General features: G+C 73.4%; 14 protein-coding genes. 9 read left to right on the forward strand and 5 right to left on the reverse strand.

Annotated elements, in window-relative coordinates; translation table 11 throughout:
- The first annotated feature begins 552 nt into the window (after positions 1-552).
- From ACSURM_RS02505 to ACSURM_RS02545, 9 genes are all read left to right on the forward strand, one after another.
- A complete protein-coding gene (locus ACSURM_RS02505; RefSeq protein WP_436953020.1) occupies positions 553-3582 on the forward strand; it encodes an amino acid adenylation domain-containing protein in 3030 nt (1009 codons plus the stop codon).
- Between the two features lie 7 nt (positions 3583-3589).
- A complete protein-coding gene (locus ACSURM_RS02510; RefSeq protein ID WP_436953022.1) occupies positions 3590-4375 on the forward strand; it encodes a leucyl/phenylalanyl-tRNA--protein transferase in 786 nt (261 codons plus the stop codon).
- 47 nt (positions 4376-4422) lie between these two features.
- Positions 4423-5184: an N-acetyltransferase gene (locus tag ACSURM_RS02515; protein WP_436953024.1), complete on the forward strand. Its 762-nt coding sequence runs from the start codon at positions 4423-4425 to the stop codon at positions 5182-5184.
- An 89-nt stretch (positions 5185-5273) separates the two neighbouring features.
- Positions 5274-6332: a methyltransferase gene (locus tag ACSURM_RS02520; protein WP_436953026.1), complete on the forward strand. Its 1059-nt coding sequence runs from the start codon at positions 5274-5276 to the stop codon at positions 6330-6332.
- Entirely contained in the window at positions 6329-8275 is a 1947-nt protein-coding gene (locus ACSURM_RS02525; protein WP_436953028.1) for an acyl-CoA dehydrogenase family protein, read from the forward strand. The genes ACSURM_RS02520 and ACSURM_RS02525 overlap by 4 nt, the downstream gene beginning before the upstream one ends.
- Positions 8272-8934, forward strand: coding sequence for a hypothetical protein (locus ACSURM_RS02530; RefSeq protein WP_436953030.1), 663 nt, complete (start codon positions 8272-8274; stop codon positions 8932-8934). Before ACSURM_RS02525 ends, ACSURM_RS02530 begins: the two co-directional genes overlap by 4 nt.
- A gap of 156 nt (positions 8935-9090) precedes the next feature.
- Positions 9091-10686, forward strand: a complete 1596-nt coding sequence (locus tag ACSURM_RS02535; RefSeq protein WP_436953032.1) for an MFS transporter — start codon at positions 9091-9093, stop codon at positions 10684-10686.
- 156 nt (positions 10687-10842) lie between these two features.
- Positions 10843-12078, forward strand: coding sequence for a cytochrome P450 family protein (locus ACSURM_RS02540; protein WP_436953034.1), 1236 nt, complete (start codon positions 10843-10845; stop codon positions 12076-12078).
- A 29-nt stretch (positions 12079-12107) separates the two neighbouring features.
- Positions 12108-12668, forward strand: a complete 561-nt coding sequence (locus ACSURM_RS02545) for a pyridoxamine 5'-phosphate oxidase family protein (protein WP_436953036.1) — start codon at positions 12108-12110, stop codon at positions 12666-12668.
- Positions 12669-12768: 100 nt separating this feature from the next.
- Here the strand turns inward: ACSURM_RS02545 and ACSURM_RS02550 are convergent, their stop codons facing one another.
- The 5 genes from ACSURM_RS02550 to ACSURM_RS02570 form a co-directional block, all read right to left on the reverse strand.
- Positions 12769-13053 (reverse strand): heavy-metal-associated domain-containing protein, encoded by a 285-nt coding sequence (locus ACSURM_RS02550; protein ID WP_436953038.1) that lies wholly within the window; start codon positions 13051-13053, stop codon positions 12769-12771.
- Between the two features lie 101 nt (positions 13054-13154).
- Positions 13155-14411 (reverse strand): MDR family MFS transporter, encoded by a 1257-nt coding sequence (locus ACSURM_RS02555; RefSeq protein WP_436953040.1) that lies wholly within the window; start codon positions 14409-14411, stop codon positions 13155-13157.
- Positions 14408-15541 (reverse strand): PLP-dependent cysteine synthase family protein, encoded by a 1134-nt coding sequence (locus ACSURM_RS02560; protein ID WP_436953042.1) that lies wholly within the window; start codon positions 15539-15541, stop codon positions 14408-14410. Before ACSURM_RS02560 ends, ACSURM_RS02555 begins: the two co-directional genes overlap by 4 nt.
- Before the next feature lie 114 nt (positions 15542-15655).
- Positions 15656-16084, reverse strand: a complete 429-nt coding sequence (locus ACSURM_RS02565) for a hypothetical protein (RefSeq protein ID WP_436953044.1) — start codon at positions 16082-16084, stop codon at positions 15656-15658.
- Between the two features lie 31 nt (positions 16085-16115).
- A complete protein-coding gene (locus ACSURM_RS02570; protein WP_436953046.1) occupies positions 16116-16322 on the reverse strand; it encodes a hypothetical protein in 207 nt (68 codons plus the stop codon).
- Positions 16323-16370: the final 48 nt, after the last annotated feature.

Raw genomic sequence — 16370 nt, forward strand, 5'->3', positions numbered from 1 at the left:
GGTGTGAGCGGCTTCACTCTTCTCTTTTCCTCCCGCACCCCCTCTCCGCCCCTCGTTCCGCCCTCCGGAAAAAGAATCTTCCCCCGTTGACAACGGCTACCCCCGTAGGGTTTCCTCGGCACGGTCGCAACAGAGCACAGTCGGCGCCAGGTCGAGTACCAAGGCACAGAAACTGACGTTCGGTTGAAGATGGGGGACGGCAACGATGGAGACATCGACGACGCAGGAACCGAGCGCGACCGCACACCGCTGTCTGTGACGGCGCCGGGGCACACTGACACCTCCGCGGCCGATCGACTCGCCCACCCGATGTCCCCCAGCCGGCCGATCCCCTCGCGCGGGACCGCCGAGCCGCACCCGCGCGCCCGCCGGGCACGGTGACTTCTTCCTTCTGATTCCCGCCCGCAGCCAACGGATTCACCGCACACCGGCACCCCGCGCCTGCCACCCGTTCACCCAGGGCCGGCGCAATCCCAGGCACGAGTCCGCCGTGCGCTCACGCACGTCGGCGGACGGTCAGCGTTCTCATACCCGCACTGGACGAGAGGACTCATGGACATCATCGGGAAGCCGTACGCACACGAGCGCTTCGCCGCGGTGGCGGCGGCTCGTGGCGAGGCGACAGCGGTGGAACACGACGGCCACCGGATCAGCTACGCCGAACTCGACGCGGACGCGGACCGGTTGGCCCACCGGTTACACTCCTGCGGAGTGGGGCGTGGATCGGTGGTCCTGGTCCACCTGGAGCGCTCGATCGACCTCGTCGTGGCGTTCCTCGCGACACTCAAGGCGGGGGCCGCCTATCTTCCGGTGGAGCCGGGCGTCCCGGACGACCGGATCGCCGCCTACGTCAAGGAGACGGGCTGCGCGGTCGCCGTCACCCGCCCCGAGCACGCCGACCGGTTCACCGGGCTGCCGGTGACGGCACTGGACCCGCGGGCCGCCGGGGCCGAGCACTCCCACGGCGCCGGTACGGCCGCCGCCGTGGAGCCGACGGACACCGCCTACATCATCTACACCTCGGGCTCCACCGGCTCCCCCAAGGCCGTACGGGTGTCCCACGCCTCCCTCGCCCATCTGTGCCACCACATCAACGAGCGGTACGGCGTCACACCGCAGGACCGGGTGCTGCAGTTCGCCGCGCTCTCCTTCGACACCTCCATCGAGCAGATCCTCAACACCCTGCTCAACGGCGCGACCCTCGTCCTGCCCGAGTACGCGTGGGCACCGAGCGAACTGCCCGGCCGGCTGAGGTCGCTCGGCGTCACGGTCATGGACCTGACCCCGCCGTACTGGCGTGCCTTCCTCGCCGAACTGGCCCGGGAACCCGTGGACCTGCCGGTGCGGCTCACCATCGTCGGCGGCAGCGCCGTGCACGCCGAGGACTGCCGGACCGCCCTGCGGCTGATGCCCGGCTCCCGCCTCGTCAACGCCTATGGGCTGACCGAGACGACGATCACCTCCTGCACGATGGAGATCACCCCCGAGGCGCTGCCGGCCCAGGGCCCCGCGCCCGTCGGACGGCCGCTGCCGGGGACCGTCGTACAGGTGCTGGACGAGCGGCTGGCCCCGGTCCCGCCCGGACGGCACGGCGAGATCTACCTCGGCGGTCCCGGCGTCGCGCAGGGCTACCTCGGTGACGAGGCGCAGAGCCGGAAGCGGTTCGTGACCCTGCCGGGCGCGGCGGGCGGCACGGGGACCGTGTACCGCACCGGCGACCTGGGCGGCTGGACGGCCGACGGCCATCTCGAGATCGTGGGGCGGGCCGACCGGCAGATCAAGATCCGCGGCTTCCGCATCGAACCGGCCGAGATCGAGGCGACCTTGTCGGCGCACGACCTCGTCGACGACGCCGCGGTCACGTCCTTCACCCACCGGGGCGAGGACCAGCTCGTCGCCTACTTCACCGCCCGGCGCGCCCCGGGCGCCCTCGACCCCGGGGAACTGCGCGCCTTCACCGCCCGCCGGCTGCCCGCCTATATGGTCCCGGCCCGGTTCGTCCAGCTCGACGCGATGCCGACGACCGCGCACGGCAAGACCGATTTCGCCGCGCTGCCCGACCCGTCCGAGCTGCCCGCGGACCGGCCGGCGGCCGGTGACGGGGCGTCCCCGGCGAGCCGGGTGGAGCGCGCCGTCGCCGGCCTGTGGTGCCAGGTGCTCGGGGTGGAGTCGGTGGAGCCGGGCGACAACTTCTTCGACCTGGGCGGGAATTCGATCCTCGCGGCCGAGCTGATGGCGAAGGTGCGGGCCTCGCTCGGCGTCCTGATCACCCAGGTGCGCCCCCTGATCCGGCTGCTGCTCGACGACGCCACCCTGCGCGGTTTCGCCACGGCGGTGGAGTCGGCCCGGGCCGGCACGCTCAGCGCGGACGGCGCGGCCCCGGCCGATCTGCGGGCGGACACCGCCGTCGGCGTGCCGGTCCAGGCACGGCCCACCGAGACCGCGTGGGCGGACCCGGCCCATGTGCTGCTCACCGGGGCCACCGGCTTCCTGGGCGTCTACCTGCTGCGCGACCTGCTGCGGAGCACCGGCGCCACCGTGCACTGCCTGGTGCGGGCCCGCGACGCCCGGCATGCCGTCGAGCGCCTCCAGGGCACCGCGCGGCGCTATCTCGGCGAGGATCTGGCCGAGTACGTGGCGTCCGGGCGGATCTCGGTGGTGCCGGGCGACCTGGCCCAGCCGCTCCTCGGGCTGACGGAGGCGGAGTTCGACCACTTCGCCAGGACCGTCGACGTCATCCACCACCCGGGCGGGCTGGTCAACTTCATCTACCCCTACTCCCACATGCGCCCGACCAACGTCGAGGGCACCCGGGAGATCATCCGGATGGCCGGACGGTACCGGAACATCCCCGTGCACTACGTCTCCACCATGGCCGTGGTCTCCGGCTTCGGCACCGCCGGGGTCCGGCACGTCACCGAGGAGACACCGCTCGACCATCCGGACCGGCTGTCGGTGGGGTACGTCGAGAGCAAGTGGGTCGCCGAGGGACTGCTGCTGAACGCGGCCCGGCAGGGTCTGCCGGTCGCCGTCTACCGGGCCGCCGACATCTCCGGCGACCTCGTGACCGGCGCCTGGAACACGGCCACCGAGATGTGCGCGATGAAGAAGTTCATCGTGGACACCGGGACCTCGCCCATCGCCGAACTCCCCCTGGACTACACGCCGGTGGACCGCTACTCCGCCGCGCTGCTGCACATCGCGGCCGACAGGCTGCCGGCGGGCGAGATCTACCACCTGACCAATCCAGGGAAGGTGAACGTCTCCGTGCTGGCCGACCGGCTGCGGGCGCACGGGCACACCATCCGCGAGATCCCCTGGGAGGAATGGGTCGACGGGATCGTCAGGATGGCCATCGAGCGGCCCGACCACCCCATGACCCCGTTCGCCCCGCTGTTCATCGACCGCTGCTCCACCGGCGAGATGAGCGTGGCCGAGATGTACCTGGAGACGACGTTCCCGGTGTTCACCCGGGACAACGTCGACAACGCGCTGCGCGGCAGCGGCATCGAGATCCCGCCCGTGGACGCGGCCATGCTCGACCGCTACATCCGGTACCTGACCTCCATCGACTTCCTGTGAGGCGGACGTGTTCATCCGAACGCTGGCGCGTACCGGCGGCTCATGGGAGTCGCTGGACATCCTCGGCGGCCCGGCGGACGGGCCCGTGGCCTTCGGGGGCGACCTCGGCCCCCAGTCCCTGCTCGCCGCCTACCGGCGGGGCCTGTACCCGTTCCCGGCGGCGACGGCCGAACAGCGGATCGTCAACGAGCTGATGTACGAGGCCGACGTCGAGGCCGGCGCGGTGAAGGTGCTGCCCGGCCGCGACGAGCCCTTCTCCATCGCCTGGTGTTCCCCCGACCCGCGGCCCGTCATCCACGTGGCCGAGGCCCGCCTCCAGCGCAGCCTGCGCCGGCATCTGCGTAACGCCCCGGACTGGACCACGACGGCGGACGTGTGCTTCGAGCGGGTGGTCCGCCAGTGCCGCGCCGGGCGCACCGAGCAGTGGCTCACCGACGACCTGCTGCGGGGCCTGTGCGTGCTGCACGAACTCGGCCACGCGCACAGCGTCGAGGTGTGGGAGGGCGACGAACTGATCGGCGGCACCTTCGGCGTCCGGATCGGCCGCGTCTTCAGCGCCGACTCCCAGTTCACCCTGCGCAGCGGCGCGGGCAAGACGGCGGTCGCCGACCTGACCCGGCGCTTCGCCGCGGCCGGCGGGCTGGCCGTCGACGTCCAGCGCGACGGCGACCACGTCCGGCTCCTGGGCGCGCGGCCGATCCCCCGGGCGCGCTATCTCGCGCTGCTCGCCGGCCGGCACACGGCCCGGCCGCTGCCCACCGAGCGGATGCCCGCCCGCCGACTCGCCGACTGAGGACCACGCCGACCACCCTGCCCGCACTCACCGACGGGAGAGACGCCATGAGCACCACCAGCACCGGCCTGCGCGCGGTCAGCCTCGCCGAGAGACCCGATCTGGAGGAGGCGATGCTCACCATGGAGTCGTCGTGGCCCGCCTACATCCGCCCCGATCCGCTCCTCGTGGACTGGGCGCTGCGCCGTCACGCCGGGCACCAGTTCGTCGTACTCGACGAGGAGGACCGCGTCGTCGCCCGGGCGGCCGGCGTGCCCTTCGCCTGGGACGGCGACCCGGACGGGCTGCCCGACACCGGCTGGGACGAGGCGCTGCGCCAGTGCCTGTCCGACACCGTCGCCGGCCGCGAACTCACCACGCTGTGCGCGCTGGAGGTCGCCGTCGTCCCGGACCGCCACGCGCGCAACCTCTCCGGGTACACGCTGCGCGCCCTGCTCGGCCACGCCCGCGCCCAGGGGTTCCACGACGTGGTCGTGCCGCTCCGGCCCAGCGGCAAGCACCGCCACCCGTGGCTGCCGCTGGCCGAGTACATAGCGCTGCGCCGGCCCGACGGGCTGCCCGAGGACCCCTGGCTGCGCGTGCACGTGCGGGCGGGCGGCGAGGTGCTGCGGGTGTGCCCGGCGTCCATGACGATCTCGGGGAGCCTGGCCCAGTGGCGGGAGTGGACCGGCCTCCCCCTGGACACCGACGGCCCGGTGGAGCTGCCCGGCGCCCTGACCCCGCTCACCGTGAACACCGTCCACGACCACGCCGTGTACGTCGAGCCGAACGTCTGGGTCCGGCACCGCCTCACCGGCGGGCGCCCCTGACGATCCCGCGCACACCCGCCGGCCTCCCGTACCCCTGGGAGGAACCGGCCGACCCCACCCGAGCGACACCCACGACAAGGAGTACGACCATGAGCACGACTCCCCAGGACGTCCTCGCCACCGGCACACTGGATCTGCGTGCCGCCCTGATCGAGCGGATCGGCGGCTACATGACGGCGCACGGCATCGGTGTTGCAGCGGAACTGGGTCTCGCGGACCTGATCGGCACCGGTTCGCGCACCAGCCGGGAGCTGGCCGACGCGACCGCCACGCACGAGCCCTCGCTGCGGCGGCTGCTGCGCATGCTGGTCGCCGTCGGCATCGCCGAGGAGCCCGAGCCGGGCCGCTTCGCGCTGACCGACGTCGGCTCCCAACTGCGCTCCGACTCCCCCGACTCGCTGCACAAGTTCGCCAAGATGTTCTGCCACCCCATCTTCTTCACGTCCTGGCAGAGCCTGCGCCACACCGTCACCACCGGCGAACGCGCCTTCGACCACGTCCATGAGACGGGCATCTACGACTGGCTGGCCCGGCACGGCGAGACCAGCACGCTGTTCAACGAGGCGATGAGCGAGGAGTCCCGGCTCTCGGCCGCGCAGCTCGCCGCGGGTTACGACTTCCCGGCCACCGGCACGGTGGTGGACCTCGGCGGCGGTGACGGCACCCTGCTCACCGCGATCCTCCAGGCCCGGCCCGGGCTGCGGGGCATCGTCTTCGACAGCCCGAGCGGTGTCGCCGAGGCCCCCGCCACCCTGGGCAAGGCCGGACTCGCCGACCGGTGCGAGGTCCGCTCCGGGGACTTCTTCCAGTCCGTGCCGGACGACGGTGACCTGTACATCATCAAGAGCGTGTTCCAGGACTGGGGCGACGACGAGGCGCGCGCGATCCTGCGCACGGTACGGGCCCACATACCCGCCTCCGCCACCTTGCTGATCGTCGGCACCGTCCTGCCCGAGACCGCCGACACCTCCGCCCCCGTCGCGTACTTCACCGACGTCAACATGATGGTCACGACCGGCGGCCAGGAACGCACCGAAGGGGAGTTCCGGGCCCTGCTGGAGGAGACCGGGTTCACCGTGCGGTCGGTCGGGGTGGGGCAGGCCGGACCGCTGTCGGTCATCGAGGCCGTCCCGGCTGCCGCGGCATGACGGCGCGGGAGATGCCGGAGCAGGGCGCCCCGGTCGGCGCACCGCGGCCGGGGTTCGCCACCGGGCTGTTCCTCGGCCGGCCGGAGACGGACCCGCTCGCCGGTCCCGCGGGCGGTCCGCGGCGGCCGGACCCGGCGGAGGAGCGCTTCCTCGCGCGGCTGCGCGACTTCTGTGAGAAGGAAGTCGACAGCGCCGCGATCGAGCGCGCGGACCGTGTCCCGGACGAGGTCGTCGAGGGGCTGAAGGACATCGGCGCGCTCGCCATCCGGCTCCCGCGCCGGTACGGAGGGCTGGGGCTGTCCACCCACTGCTACCTGCGCGCCCTGATGCTCACCAGTACGACGCATCCGGCGCTGAGCGAACTGCTCGCGGCGCACCAGGCGATCGGGCTGATCCAGCCGCTGCTGCTGTTCGGGACCGACGAGCAGAAACGCGCGTTCCTGCCGCGGTGCGTGCGGGAGATCTCCGCCTTCGCCCTCACCGAGGCCGACATCGGCAACGACCCGTTCCGCATGCACACCACGGCCGTGTACGACCCGGCCGCGGACCGCTATGTGCTCGACGGGGTGAAGACGTGGACCACCAACGGGGTGATCGCGGACCTGCTCGTGGTCATGGCCGTCGTACCCGCCGGGGAGCGCGGCGCGGGAGGGATGACGGCGTTCGTCGTGGAGGCGGACGCGCCCGGGGTCACGGTGGAGCGGCGCAACTCCTTCCTCGGGCTGCGCGGACTGGAGAACGGCTGCGTCCGGCTGCACCGGGTGGCCGTCCCGGCGGGCAACCGGATCGGCGCGGAGGGCGAGGGACTCGCGGTCGCCCTCGCGGCGCAGGACACCGGGCGGCTGTCGCTGCCGGCCGTGAGCGCCGCCGCGGCCAAGTGGAGCCTCAAGGTCGCCCGGCAGTGGAGCGCGGCCCGGGTGCAGTTCGGGCGGCCCCTCGCCCGGCACGACGCGATCGCCGGGAAGGTGTCCTTCATCGCCGCGACCGCCTTCGCGCTGGAGGCGCTGGTCGAGGTCATCGCCCGGCGCGCGGCGGCCGGTGACACCGACACCCGGCTGGACGCGGAACTGGCCAAGCTGTTCGCGTCGGAACAGACGTGGGTCGTCGCGGACGAACTGGTGCAGCTGCGGGGCGGCCGCGGCTACGAGACTGCCGAGTCGGCCATCGCCCGCGGCGAACGCGGCGTCCCGGTCGAGCAGTTGCTGCGCGATGTCCGGGTCGGCCGCATCTTCGACGGCTCCAGCGAGGCCCTCCGGGCTTTCCTGGCCCACGACTTGATCGAGGCACACCGGGCCGCGGCGGCCAGGGACACATCACCAGCCGAAGACACCACCCGAACCGAAGCCAGCGCCCGAACCGGAGACACGGCAGCGGCGGGGCAGGGCGCCCGTGGCGGGGTGTCGGTCGGCGCGGAGCCTTCGGCGGGTCGATGCGGCGGGGTCCTGGACGAGCACCTGGAGTTCGTCGCGCGGACCGGTCGGCGGATCGCCGGTGAACTCGCGGCGGTCGCCGCCGAGTCCACGTCCGGGGGCGAGGGTCTCGACGGTCGGCAGCGGTTCCTCGGGCGGATCGTCGACATCGGTGCCGAGCTGTACGCGATGAGCGCGAGCTGTGCCTACGCCCGGACGCTCGGCGGCGCCGACGGCCCCCCGGCCGAACTCGCCGACGCCTTCTGCCGCCAGGCCCGGCTGCGGGTGGCCGAGTCGCTGGCCCGGCTCGGCGACAACACCGACGCCGCGGACCGCGCGGTGACGGGACATGTCCTGGACGGCCGCTACGCCTGGCTGGAGGAAGGAGTGGTGGACGTCTCCGTCGACGGGCCCTGGATCGCCGAGCAGCGGCCGGGCCCGGCGACGGGCCCCGATCTGCGGCGCGTCATCCGGTCGGCGGAAGCACCGAAGGCCGCCCGGCCGTCCCACGACACCACGAGGAGGACCCGGTGAACACCGTGACGGACGTCCTGGAGGCGGCGCGGCTGCGGATCGCCGAGGACGCCGAACCCAACCGCTTCCTGGACGTGCTGGAACAGGGCCGGATGCCCGGGGAACGGCTCAGGTGGCTCGCCGGGGAGCTGTACCACCTGGTGAGCAGCGACCGCCGCAGCTTCGCGCTGCTCGCGTCCCGCTTCCCCGGCGCCCCGGCCGGAGACCTGTTCCTGGCCATGGCGCAGGGCGAGGCCGAGGCCCTGGAACTGCTCGGGGGCTTCGCGACGGCGCTCGGCCTCACGGCAAAGGAGCTGCGGGCCCACGAACCGCGGCCGCTCGCCCAGGCCTACCCGGCCTATCTGGCGCGTGCGGCGCTGTTCGGCACGGCGAGCGACACGGCGCTGGCGCTGCTGGCGAACGTGGCGGAGTCCACCGCGACCTATGCCCGGGTGGCCGACGCCCTGGTGGCGCGGTACGGCCTCGAGGAACGCGCGCTGGAGCACTTCCGCTACTTCGCCGACACCCCGCAGGCCCTGCTGGACCAGGCGACGGCGACCCTGGCGGAGGGGCTGGCCGGCGGGGACGACCCGGTGGCCGCCGTGCGCTGCGCGTGGACCGTGCACGCGCTGGAGGCCGCGTTCTGGAACTGCCTGGCACGCGGCCTCGGCACGGGCTGAGCACACCCGTCCGCAGGCCCTCCGCCCGGCTTGACACCCATACCCCCCACCCGTATTTTCACTGCAATACCCGGTAGGGGTATGCCTGTGTGCCCGGTGGCCGTGCCACGGCGCGGCGCGGTCTTGCCGCAGGTCTCGACGAGGAGAGGAGTGCCGATGTCTTCGGCAGGGAGTCCGCAGTTACGAGCAGGGGGCAAGCAGTGGGCCGCGTTGGGCCTGCTGGTCCTTCCCGCGCTCCTGCTGTTCATGATGCTGACCATCCTGTTCCTGGCCATCCCCTATCTCGCGGCGGATCTGCGGCCCAGCAGCACGCAGACACTGTGGATCCTGGACATCTACGGCTTCCTGATGGCCAGCCTGCTGGTGCTGATGGGCACGGTGGCCGACCGCTTCGGCCACCGGAACCTCCTGATCACCGGGGCACTGCTGTTCGGGGTGGTGTCGGCGGCGGCGGCCTTCACGGACTCGGCCGAGCTGATGATCGTCTGGCGCGCGCTGCTCGGCGTGGCGGCGGCCATGCAGATGCCGACCACGCTCGGCCTGATCTTCACGATGTTCCAGGACCCGAAGCAGCGGGGCGTCGCCATCGGCACCTGGGCGGCGGCCATCTCGGCCGGTGTCGCGCTCGGCCCGCTGCTCAGTGGTTTGCTGCTGGAGGCGTTCTCGTGGCGGGCGACGTTCTTCGTCGCCGTACCGGTGATGGCGGTCGTGGTGATCGGCGCGCCCCTGCTGCTGCCGGGCCGGCAGGGCCCGAGCGCGGGCCGGCTGGACCTGGTCAGCGCGCTGCTCATGCTGCTGACGCTGCTGCCGCTGATCTACGGCGTGAAGTCGTTCACCACCAGCGACTCACCGCTGGTGCCGGCCCTGGCCGTCGTGGTGGGCCTGCTCTTCGGTGTCCTGTTCGTCGTCCGCCAGCTGCGCTCCGCCGAACCGCTGCTGGACGTCCGGCTGTTCAAGAACCGGACGGTCAGCGGGGCGCTGAGCGTGTTCGTCCTGTCGGCCATGGGCCTGGGCGGCGTGTATCTGATGTTCACCCAGTACCTCCAGCTGGTGAAGGCCCTCTCGCCGCTGAAGACCGGGTTCGCGATCCTCCCCGCCGCCCTGGTCCTGATCGTGGTCGCGATGCGCTCCCCGGTCCTCGCCCGGCGCGTCCGGCCGGGATACGTCATCGCCACCGGCCTGGCCGTCCAGGTCGTCGGCTACATCCTGTTCACCCTCGTCGACAGCACCACAGCGCTGCCCTGGGTGATCGTCGGCTTCATCGTGCTCTACCCGGCGGTCTCCCCGTCCATGGCGCTGACCACGGACCTCGTGGTCGGCTCGGTGCCGCCGGAGAAGGCGGGCGCGGCCGGCGGCCTCGCGTCCACCGTCAACGACCTCGGCATCTCGCTGGGTGTCGCCGTCATCGGCAGCATCGGCACCGCCGTCTACCGCGACGGCGTCGACGGCAAGCTGCCCGACGGTCTGTCGGCCCCGGCGGCCTCCGCCGCCCGGGAGAACCTCGACGGCGCCGTGGCCGCCGCCCGGGAACTGCCCGGCCGGGTCGGGGACGAATTGCTGGTCGTGGCCCGGGACGCCTTCACCAGCGGGCTCAACATCGCCGCCGGAACGGCCGCGGTGATCGCGGCGGCGGGGGCCGTCGTCGCGGCGCTCTCGCTGCGTCACGTACCGCCGACCGGCTCGGCGGTGCCCGACGCCGGGTCCGCCGAGGCGAGCCCCGCCCCGTCGGTCCCCGCGGCCGATTCCGACTGACCGGCGGCGCCCGACCGAACCGGCCGCAACGACGGAACGGCACCAACAGACCCTTACCTACAGCGATTTCCAGTGAACACCGCCGGACGAGGCGGCCGGAGCGGTCCGACACCCGCGCCGGCCGCCGCGTCCGGCCCCCTCGTCAGGAGGCACACGATGTCAGTGATTCCCTTCAGCGCGACTCCCACCGAGACGCTCGACAACAGGGGCGGCCGGTGCATGTACGCGCAGGTCGAACACCTGCGGTCGCTGGGGCCCGCCGTTCCCGTGCGGCTGCCGGAAGGGGTGGCGGCCTGGTCGGTGTCCCGGGGGGACGTCGTACGGATGCTCCTGACCCACCCCGGTGTGTCCCGGGACCTGAAGAAGACCGTGCCGGCCTATCAGCCCGGTTCCGTGCCGTGGCTGTCCCCGTGGGTCGACCTGGACTCGATGGCCACGGCGGACGGGCGGGAGCACGCGCGGCTGCGCAAGCTGATCACCCCGGCCTTCACCCCGCGCCGGGTGGAGCGGCTGCGCGCGCACATCGAGGCGGACGTCACCATGCTGCTGGACCAGCTGGCCACGCGGCCCGGCGACGAACCGGTGGACTTGCACCAGGAGTTCTCCTACAACGTGCCGACCCAGGTGATCTGCGACCTCTTCGGCATCCCGGACGACCAGCGGCCCGAGGTGCTGCGGGTGTTCCGGGAGGTCGCCCGGACCGGCCTGTCCGAGGAGGAGTCGGTCGCGCTGTACAACGACCTGGTGGCCGCGATGCACTTGCTGATCACCACCAAGCGGAGCGCCCCGGCGGACGACCTCACCAGCTTCCTGCTCGCCGCGCGCGAGGAGGGCGAGGAGTCGCTGAACGAGCACGAACTGGTGTCGACGCTGCTGCTGATGATCGGCGGCGGCAGCCAGACCACCATCAACCTCCTGGACCACACCATCCGCGAACTCCTGGCCCGGCCCGACCAGTTGAGCGTCCTCCGGGCGGACCCGGCGCGCTGGGACGACGCCGTCGAGGAGTCGCTGCGCGTGCACTGTCCGGTGATGCACCTGCCGATGCGCTGGGCGAAGGAGGACATCGACCTCGGCGAGGGCGTGGTGATCCGTGCCGGGGACGCCATCCTGATCTGCTACGGCGCCCACGGCCGGGACCCCGGGGTGCACCGCGACCCGGAGACGTTCGACATCGACCGGGAGGACAAGGACCACATCGCCTTCGGTCTCGGCGCGCACTTCTGCCCGGGCTCGCACCTGGCCCGGCTGGAGGCCCGTATAGCGCTGCCCGCCCTGTTCGACCGGTTCCCGCGACTGGCCCTGGCCGTCGACCCGGAGGACGTGCCGCCCGGGCGGACCTTCATCGGCAACGACGTCTCGTCCCTGCCGGTCTTCCTGCGGCACGAGTGAGCACGCCCCACGACACCGGGAGGTCCCGTATGACGGTCGACGAGAGCCTGATCGAGCGGACGGCGCACCTGCTGAACCGGGCCCGCTATCTGAACCTGGCCACCGCGCTGGACGGAGCACCGTGGGTGGCCACCCTGGAATACGCCTGGTTCGCCGGTCCGTTGCGCTTCGTCTTCGGTTCGTCCACCGGCGCCCGGCACAGCGGGGACCTCCGCGCGGACCCCCGGGTGAGCGGTTCGCTGTTCGTGACCGAGGGGGCCGCCGGGGTGGCCATCGCGTCGGTCGACGGCGCCCAGTTCACCGGCCGCTGCACGGAGCTCGGCCCCAAGGAACTGGAGGCGTACCACGCGCCCTTCTACGAGACGGTGTTCCCCGACGACGGGCAGCGTGCCAGGTGGCAGCTGCCGCCGGAGGAGCTGCTCGGGGCCGCGCCGCACCGCCTGTACCGGGTCGACGTCGAGCGCTGGTGGCTGATCGACACCCGGCACTGGGAGGAGGACCGGATCGACCGCCGGATCGAACTGCCCCTGGACACCGGCACTCAGGCCCGGCTGTCCGCCCACGCGCGCGTGCACGCGGTGTCCCCCTGAGCGAAGGGTGACCAATCCGGCCGGGCTCGCCGACGGGGGTGAGGCGAGCCCGGCCGGATCGCTCCCCGCACCGCGGCGAGGAGCGTCTTGAGGACCGGCCTCAGGCGGCGCGGCCGGCCAGCGCGTAGCCGGCCTCGTCGACGGCCCGGGCGATCAGGGCGTCGTCGGGGTTCTGCTGGGCGACCACGGTGACCCGGCCCGTCTTCACGTCCACCTCGACCGACAGCACGCCGTCGACACCGCTGACGGCCTTGGTGACCGCCGCCTCGCAGTGGCCGCAGGTCATACCCGTCACGGCGTAGACCGTCCTGGTGGCATCGGTGGTGATCTGGGTGGTGGCCGAGCCGGAGTGGCAGCTGCCGTCGGGGCTGCAGCAGGACGACATGGGCTTCCTCCTGAGGGTGGTGATGCGACAGAGCGCGTCCGATACCCATAGAGGGTGGGGGTATCGCGAGCGCTGATGAAGCAAAGGTATACCCCCTCCCCCTATCCAGCGGCAAGTCGTCCGGCCGCCGGAACGGGCCGCGCGGCCAGGTGCCCGGCCCGGTGCAGCCGCGCGACCAGGGCGGCGCAGCCGAGGCCGGTCGCGGCCAGCACCGCCCACGGCAGCCAGCGCGGCCCGGTGTCGAACAGCGCCCCGACGGCCAGATTGCCGAGCGAGACCGCGACGCCGGAGGCGGTGTTGTAGGCGCCGTAGTAGGTGGCGACGAGCCGGTCGCCGGAGAGCCGGACCACGGTGTCCATCTCGAACGGGTAGAGCAGGGCGCCGCCGCAGGCCAGCAGCACCGCGCACACCGTCAGGGCGGCCACCCCGGACACGGTGCCGTGCGTCCCGGGCAGCAGGGGCAGGAAGGCGGCGCCCATGACCGTCAGGCCGTGGACGACGGCCCGCGGACCGGACAGACTGCGCTGCGCCCACGCGGTCAGCTTGGTCTGCGCCGCCAGCGCGGCGAGGGCGGAGACGGCGAAGACCGCGCCCGTCACCACGCCGGTCCGGGCGCCGAACAGGTCCCGGGCGTGCAGCGGCAGGGCGAGATACACCTGGAAGGCCAGCACATAGGAACCGCTCATGGCGGCGGCGAACAGCAGGAAGGGCCGGTTGGCGGCCACGGTGCGCCAGTCGGCGGCGACCGCCCGCCAGGCGGGCCCGGCGCTCCGGCCGGCCGGGGGCCGGGCGGGCAGGGCCCGGGCCTGGAGCACGGCCAGGGCGCCGAAGACGACCGCCGCGACCGTGCACACGGCGCCGAAGTCCCAGGCCAGCAGGGCCAGTCCGGCGAGCGGGCCGATCAGGATGCCCGCCTGGTAGAAGACGTTGAAGGCGGCGAACGCCGCCACTCTGCGTTCCTCGCCGGCGTCGGCCGCGAGATAGGCGCGCACGGCCGGGTTGAACAGCGCGCCCGCCAGGCCGGTCAGCGCCGAGGCCGCCACCAGGACAGGCAGCGATTCCGCCACCGCCAGCAGGGCGAACGCGACCGCGCGCAGGGCGCATCCGGCGAGGATCATCGGCTTGCAGCCGTAGCGGTCGGCGAGGGTGCCGCCGAGGAGGAACATGCCCTGCTGGGAGACGTTGCGCACGCCCAGCACCAGCCCGACGGCCCAGGCGGCCAGGCCGAGGCCGTGGGCCAGATGGTCGGCCAGGTAGGGCATGAGCATGTAGAAGCCGAGGTTGATGCCGAACTGGTTCACCATCAGCAGCCGGGCCGGCCGGCCGAAGCCGGCCGTCCGGGCCCACGGCCCCCTCACCGGGCACCGGCCTTCGCCGGAGCGTCGGCCTTCGTCAGGGCACGGGCGAGCGGATCGCGGACCCGGGCACACCGGGTCCACCGCGTCACCACGCGCGCGCCGGGCTCGGCGATCTCGTCGGGTTCCGTCGGCGGGGCCGACCCGAGGAGTCCGTGGTCGCGGCACCAGTCGTCGTCGTAGACGGTCTGGAGGTAGCGGTGCGGGCCGTCGGGGAAGACGGCCGCGATCCGGGTCCCGGCCGGGTGGTTCCGGGCCGCCCAGCCCGCCACCAGCGCCACCGCCCCGACGCTCCAGCCTCCGGAGACGCCGTACCGGCGGGCGAGGCACCGGCAGGCCCGGACGGCCTCGGCCGGGCCCACCCAGTGGACCTCCGAGAAGGCCGCGTAGTCGACGTTGTCGGGGTGGATGCTGGAACCGAGCCCGCGCATCAGCCGTGGGCCGGCCGGCTGGCCGAAGATCGCCGAGCCGACCGCGTCCACTCCGATGAGCGTCAGCCCGGGGCGGCTCTCGCGCAGCGCGGCGGAGATCCCGGCGGAGTGCCCGCCCGTGCCGACCGCCGCCACCAGCACGTCCACGCCGCCGAGTTGGGCGATCAGTTCGGCGGCGAGGGGCCGGTAGGCGGCGGCGTTGTCGGGGTTGTGGTACTGGTCCGGGCAGTACGCGCCCGGGGTACGGGCGAGCAGCTCGGCGACGCGCGCGCGGCGGGCCTCCTGCCAGCCGCCCTCGGGGTGCGGCGCGGTGACCCGGACGACCCGTGCGCCGAGCGCGGTGAGCAGGCGGTCGACGGGAGGTTCCAGGCCGGGGTCGGTGACGACGGTGACGGGATGGCCGTAGGTCAGCCCGGCCAGGGCGAGGCCGAGACCGAGGGTGCCGCTGGAGGACTCGATGACCGGCGCGCCCGGCGCGAGGTCGCCCCGGCGCCGGGCCTCGCGGACCATGTGCAGGGCGGGCCGGTCCTTGAGGCCGCCCGGGTTGGCGCCTTCCAGCTTGGCGTGGAAGCCCCGGCCGGGCGGGGCGAAGGGTTCGTCCACCCACAGGACCGGTGTGCCGCCGACGAGTTGGGCGGGGTGCCGGGCGGCCGGCGGGCGGGATGTGCGCGGGCGGCGCGGCGCGAGCGGGGAGAAGGGCATGCGGGTACGGCTCCTTCGCGCCCGGCCTCGGCAGGGCGGGCGCTGTGCGAGTGGCGGGCATGGCGCGCGGGCACTCCCCGGCCCGCCTGACGGGACCGGGGGTGCGGGCGCCGCCTACTGCCGCAGCACGCCAAGAGCCGCGAGCGAGGGGCCGTCAACGCGGTCACGGGAGGCCCCGGGGGGTCTGCGCCATCCGGGGTGCGCCGCGCGTCCGCGTGGCACGGCCGGCAGCACCGGCGGGTGGTGCCCGCCGTCGGGTCCGGTGTCGTCCAGGGCGGCGCGCGGCCGGTCCGCCGTGTGGTCCAGATGGCCGTCCGCGGTGTGCCGGTGGCGGGGAGGGCCGGTCGGAGCCGTGCCGTCGGCGGTGTCCGCCGGGTGCACAACCTCCAGTGCCGCCACGGGACTCGGGCCAACTCCGGCGAAGGAGCAGGCGTGCACCGAGCCGGTGAGATGGGCGGCGATCACCAGGACCAGCCCGATCAGCAGGGCGGCGCGGCGCGAGCGCCCCGCGCTCCCGTCGCCGCCGCCCCACGTTCCGATCACATGCGCAGGGTAGCGGTGGAGTGACGTGCTGTCACATCGCCGTGTGCGCGCCGTTCCCCCGGCAGCCGCAGGCCCGGCCGGGGTCCGCGTGCCCGAGGTGGGCAGCCAGGGCCTGGAGGAGGGCGATCGCCGCCATGCGGGTCACGGGGTGCCCGGCTCCCTTGCGGAGCACGGCCCACGCGGCCGGTCCGCCGCTCTCCGGGCCTCGCCGTCCGGGGGTGTGCGGCCTGGAGGTCATCCTCGGGTCCTCTCGTCGCGTACTGACGCCGAAACGACTCCAGACATA

Source organism: Streptomyces sp. SudanB182_2057 (assembly GCF_964272715.1).
GTDB classification, from domain to species: domain Bacteria; phylum Actinomycetota; class Actinomycetes; order Streptomycetales; family Streptomycetaceae; genus Streptomyces; species Streptomyces rubradiris.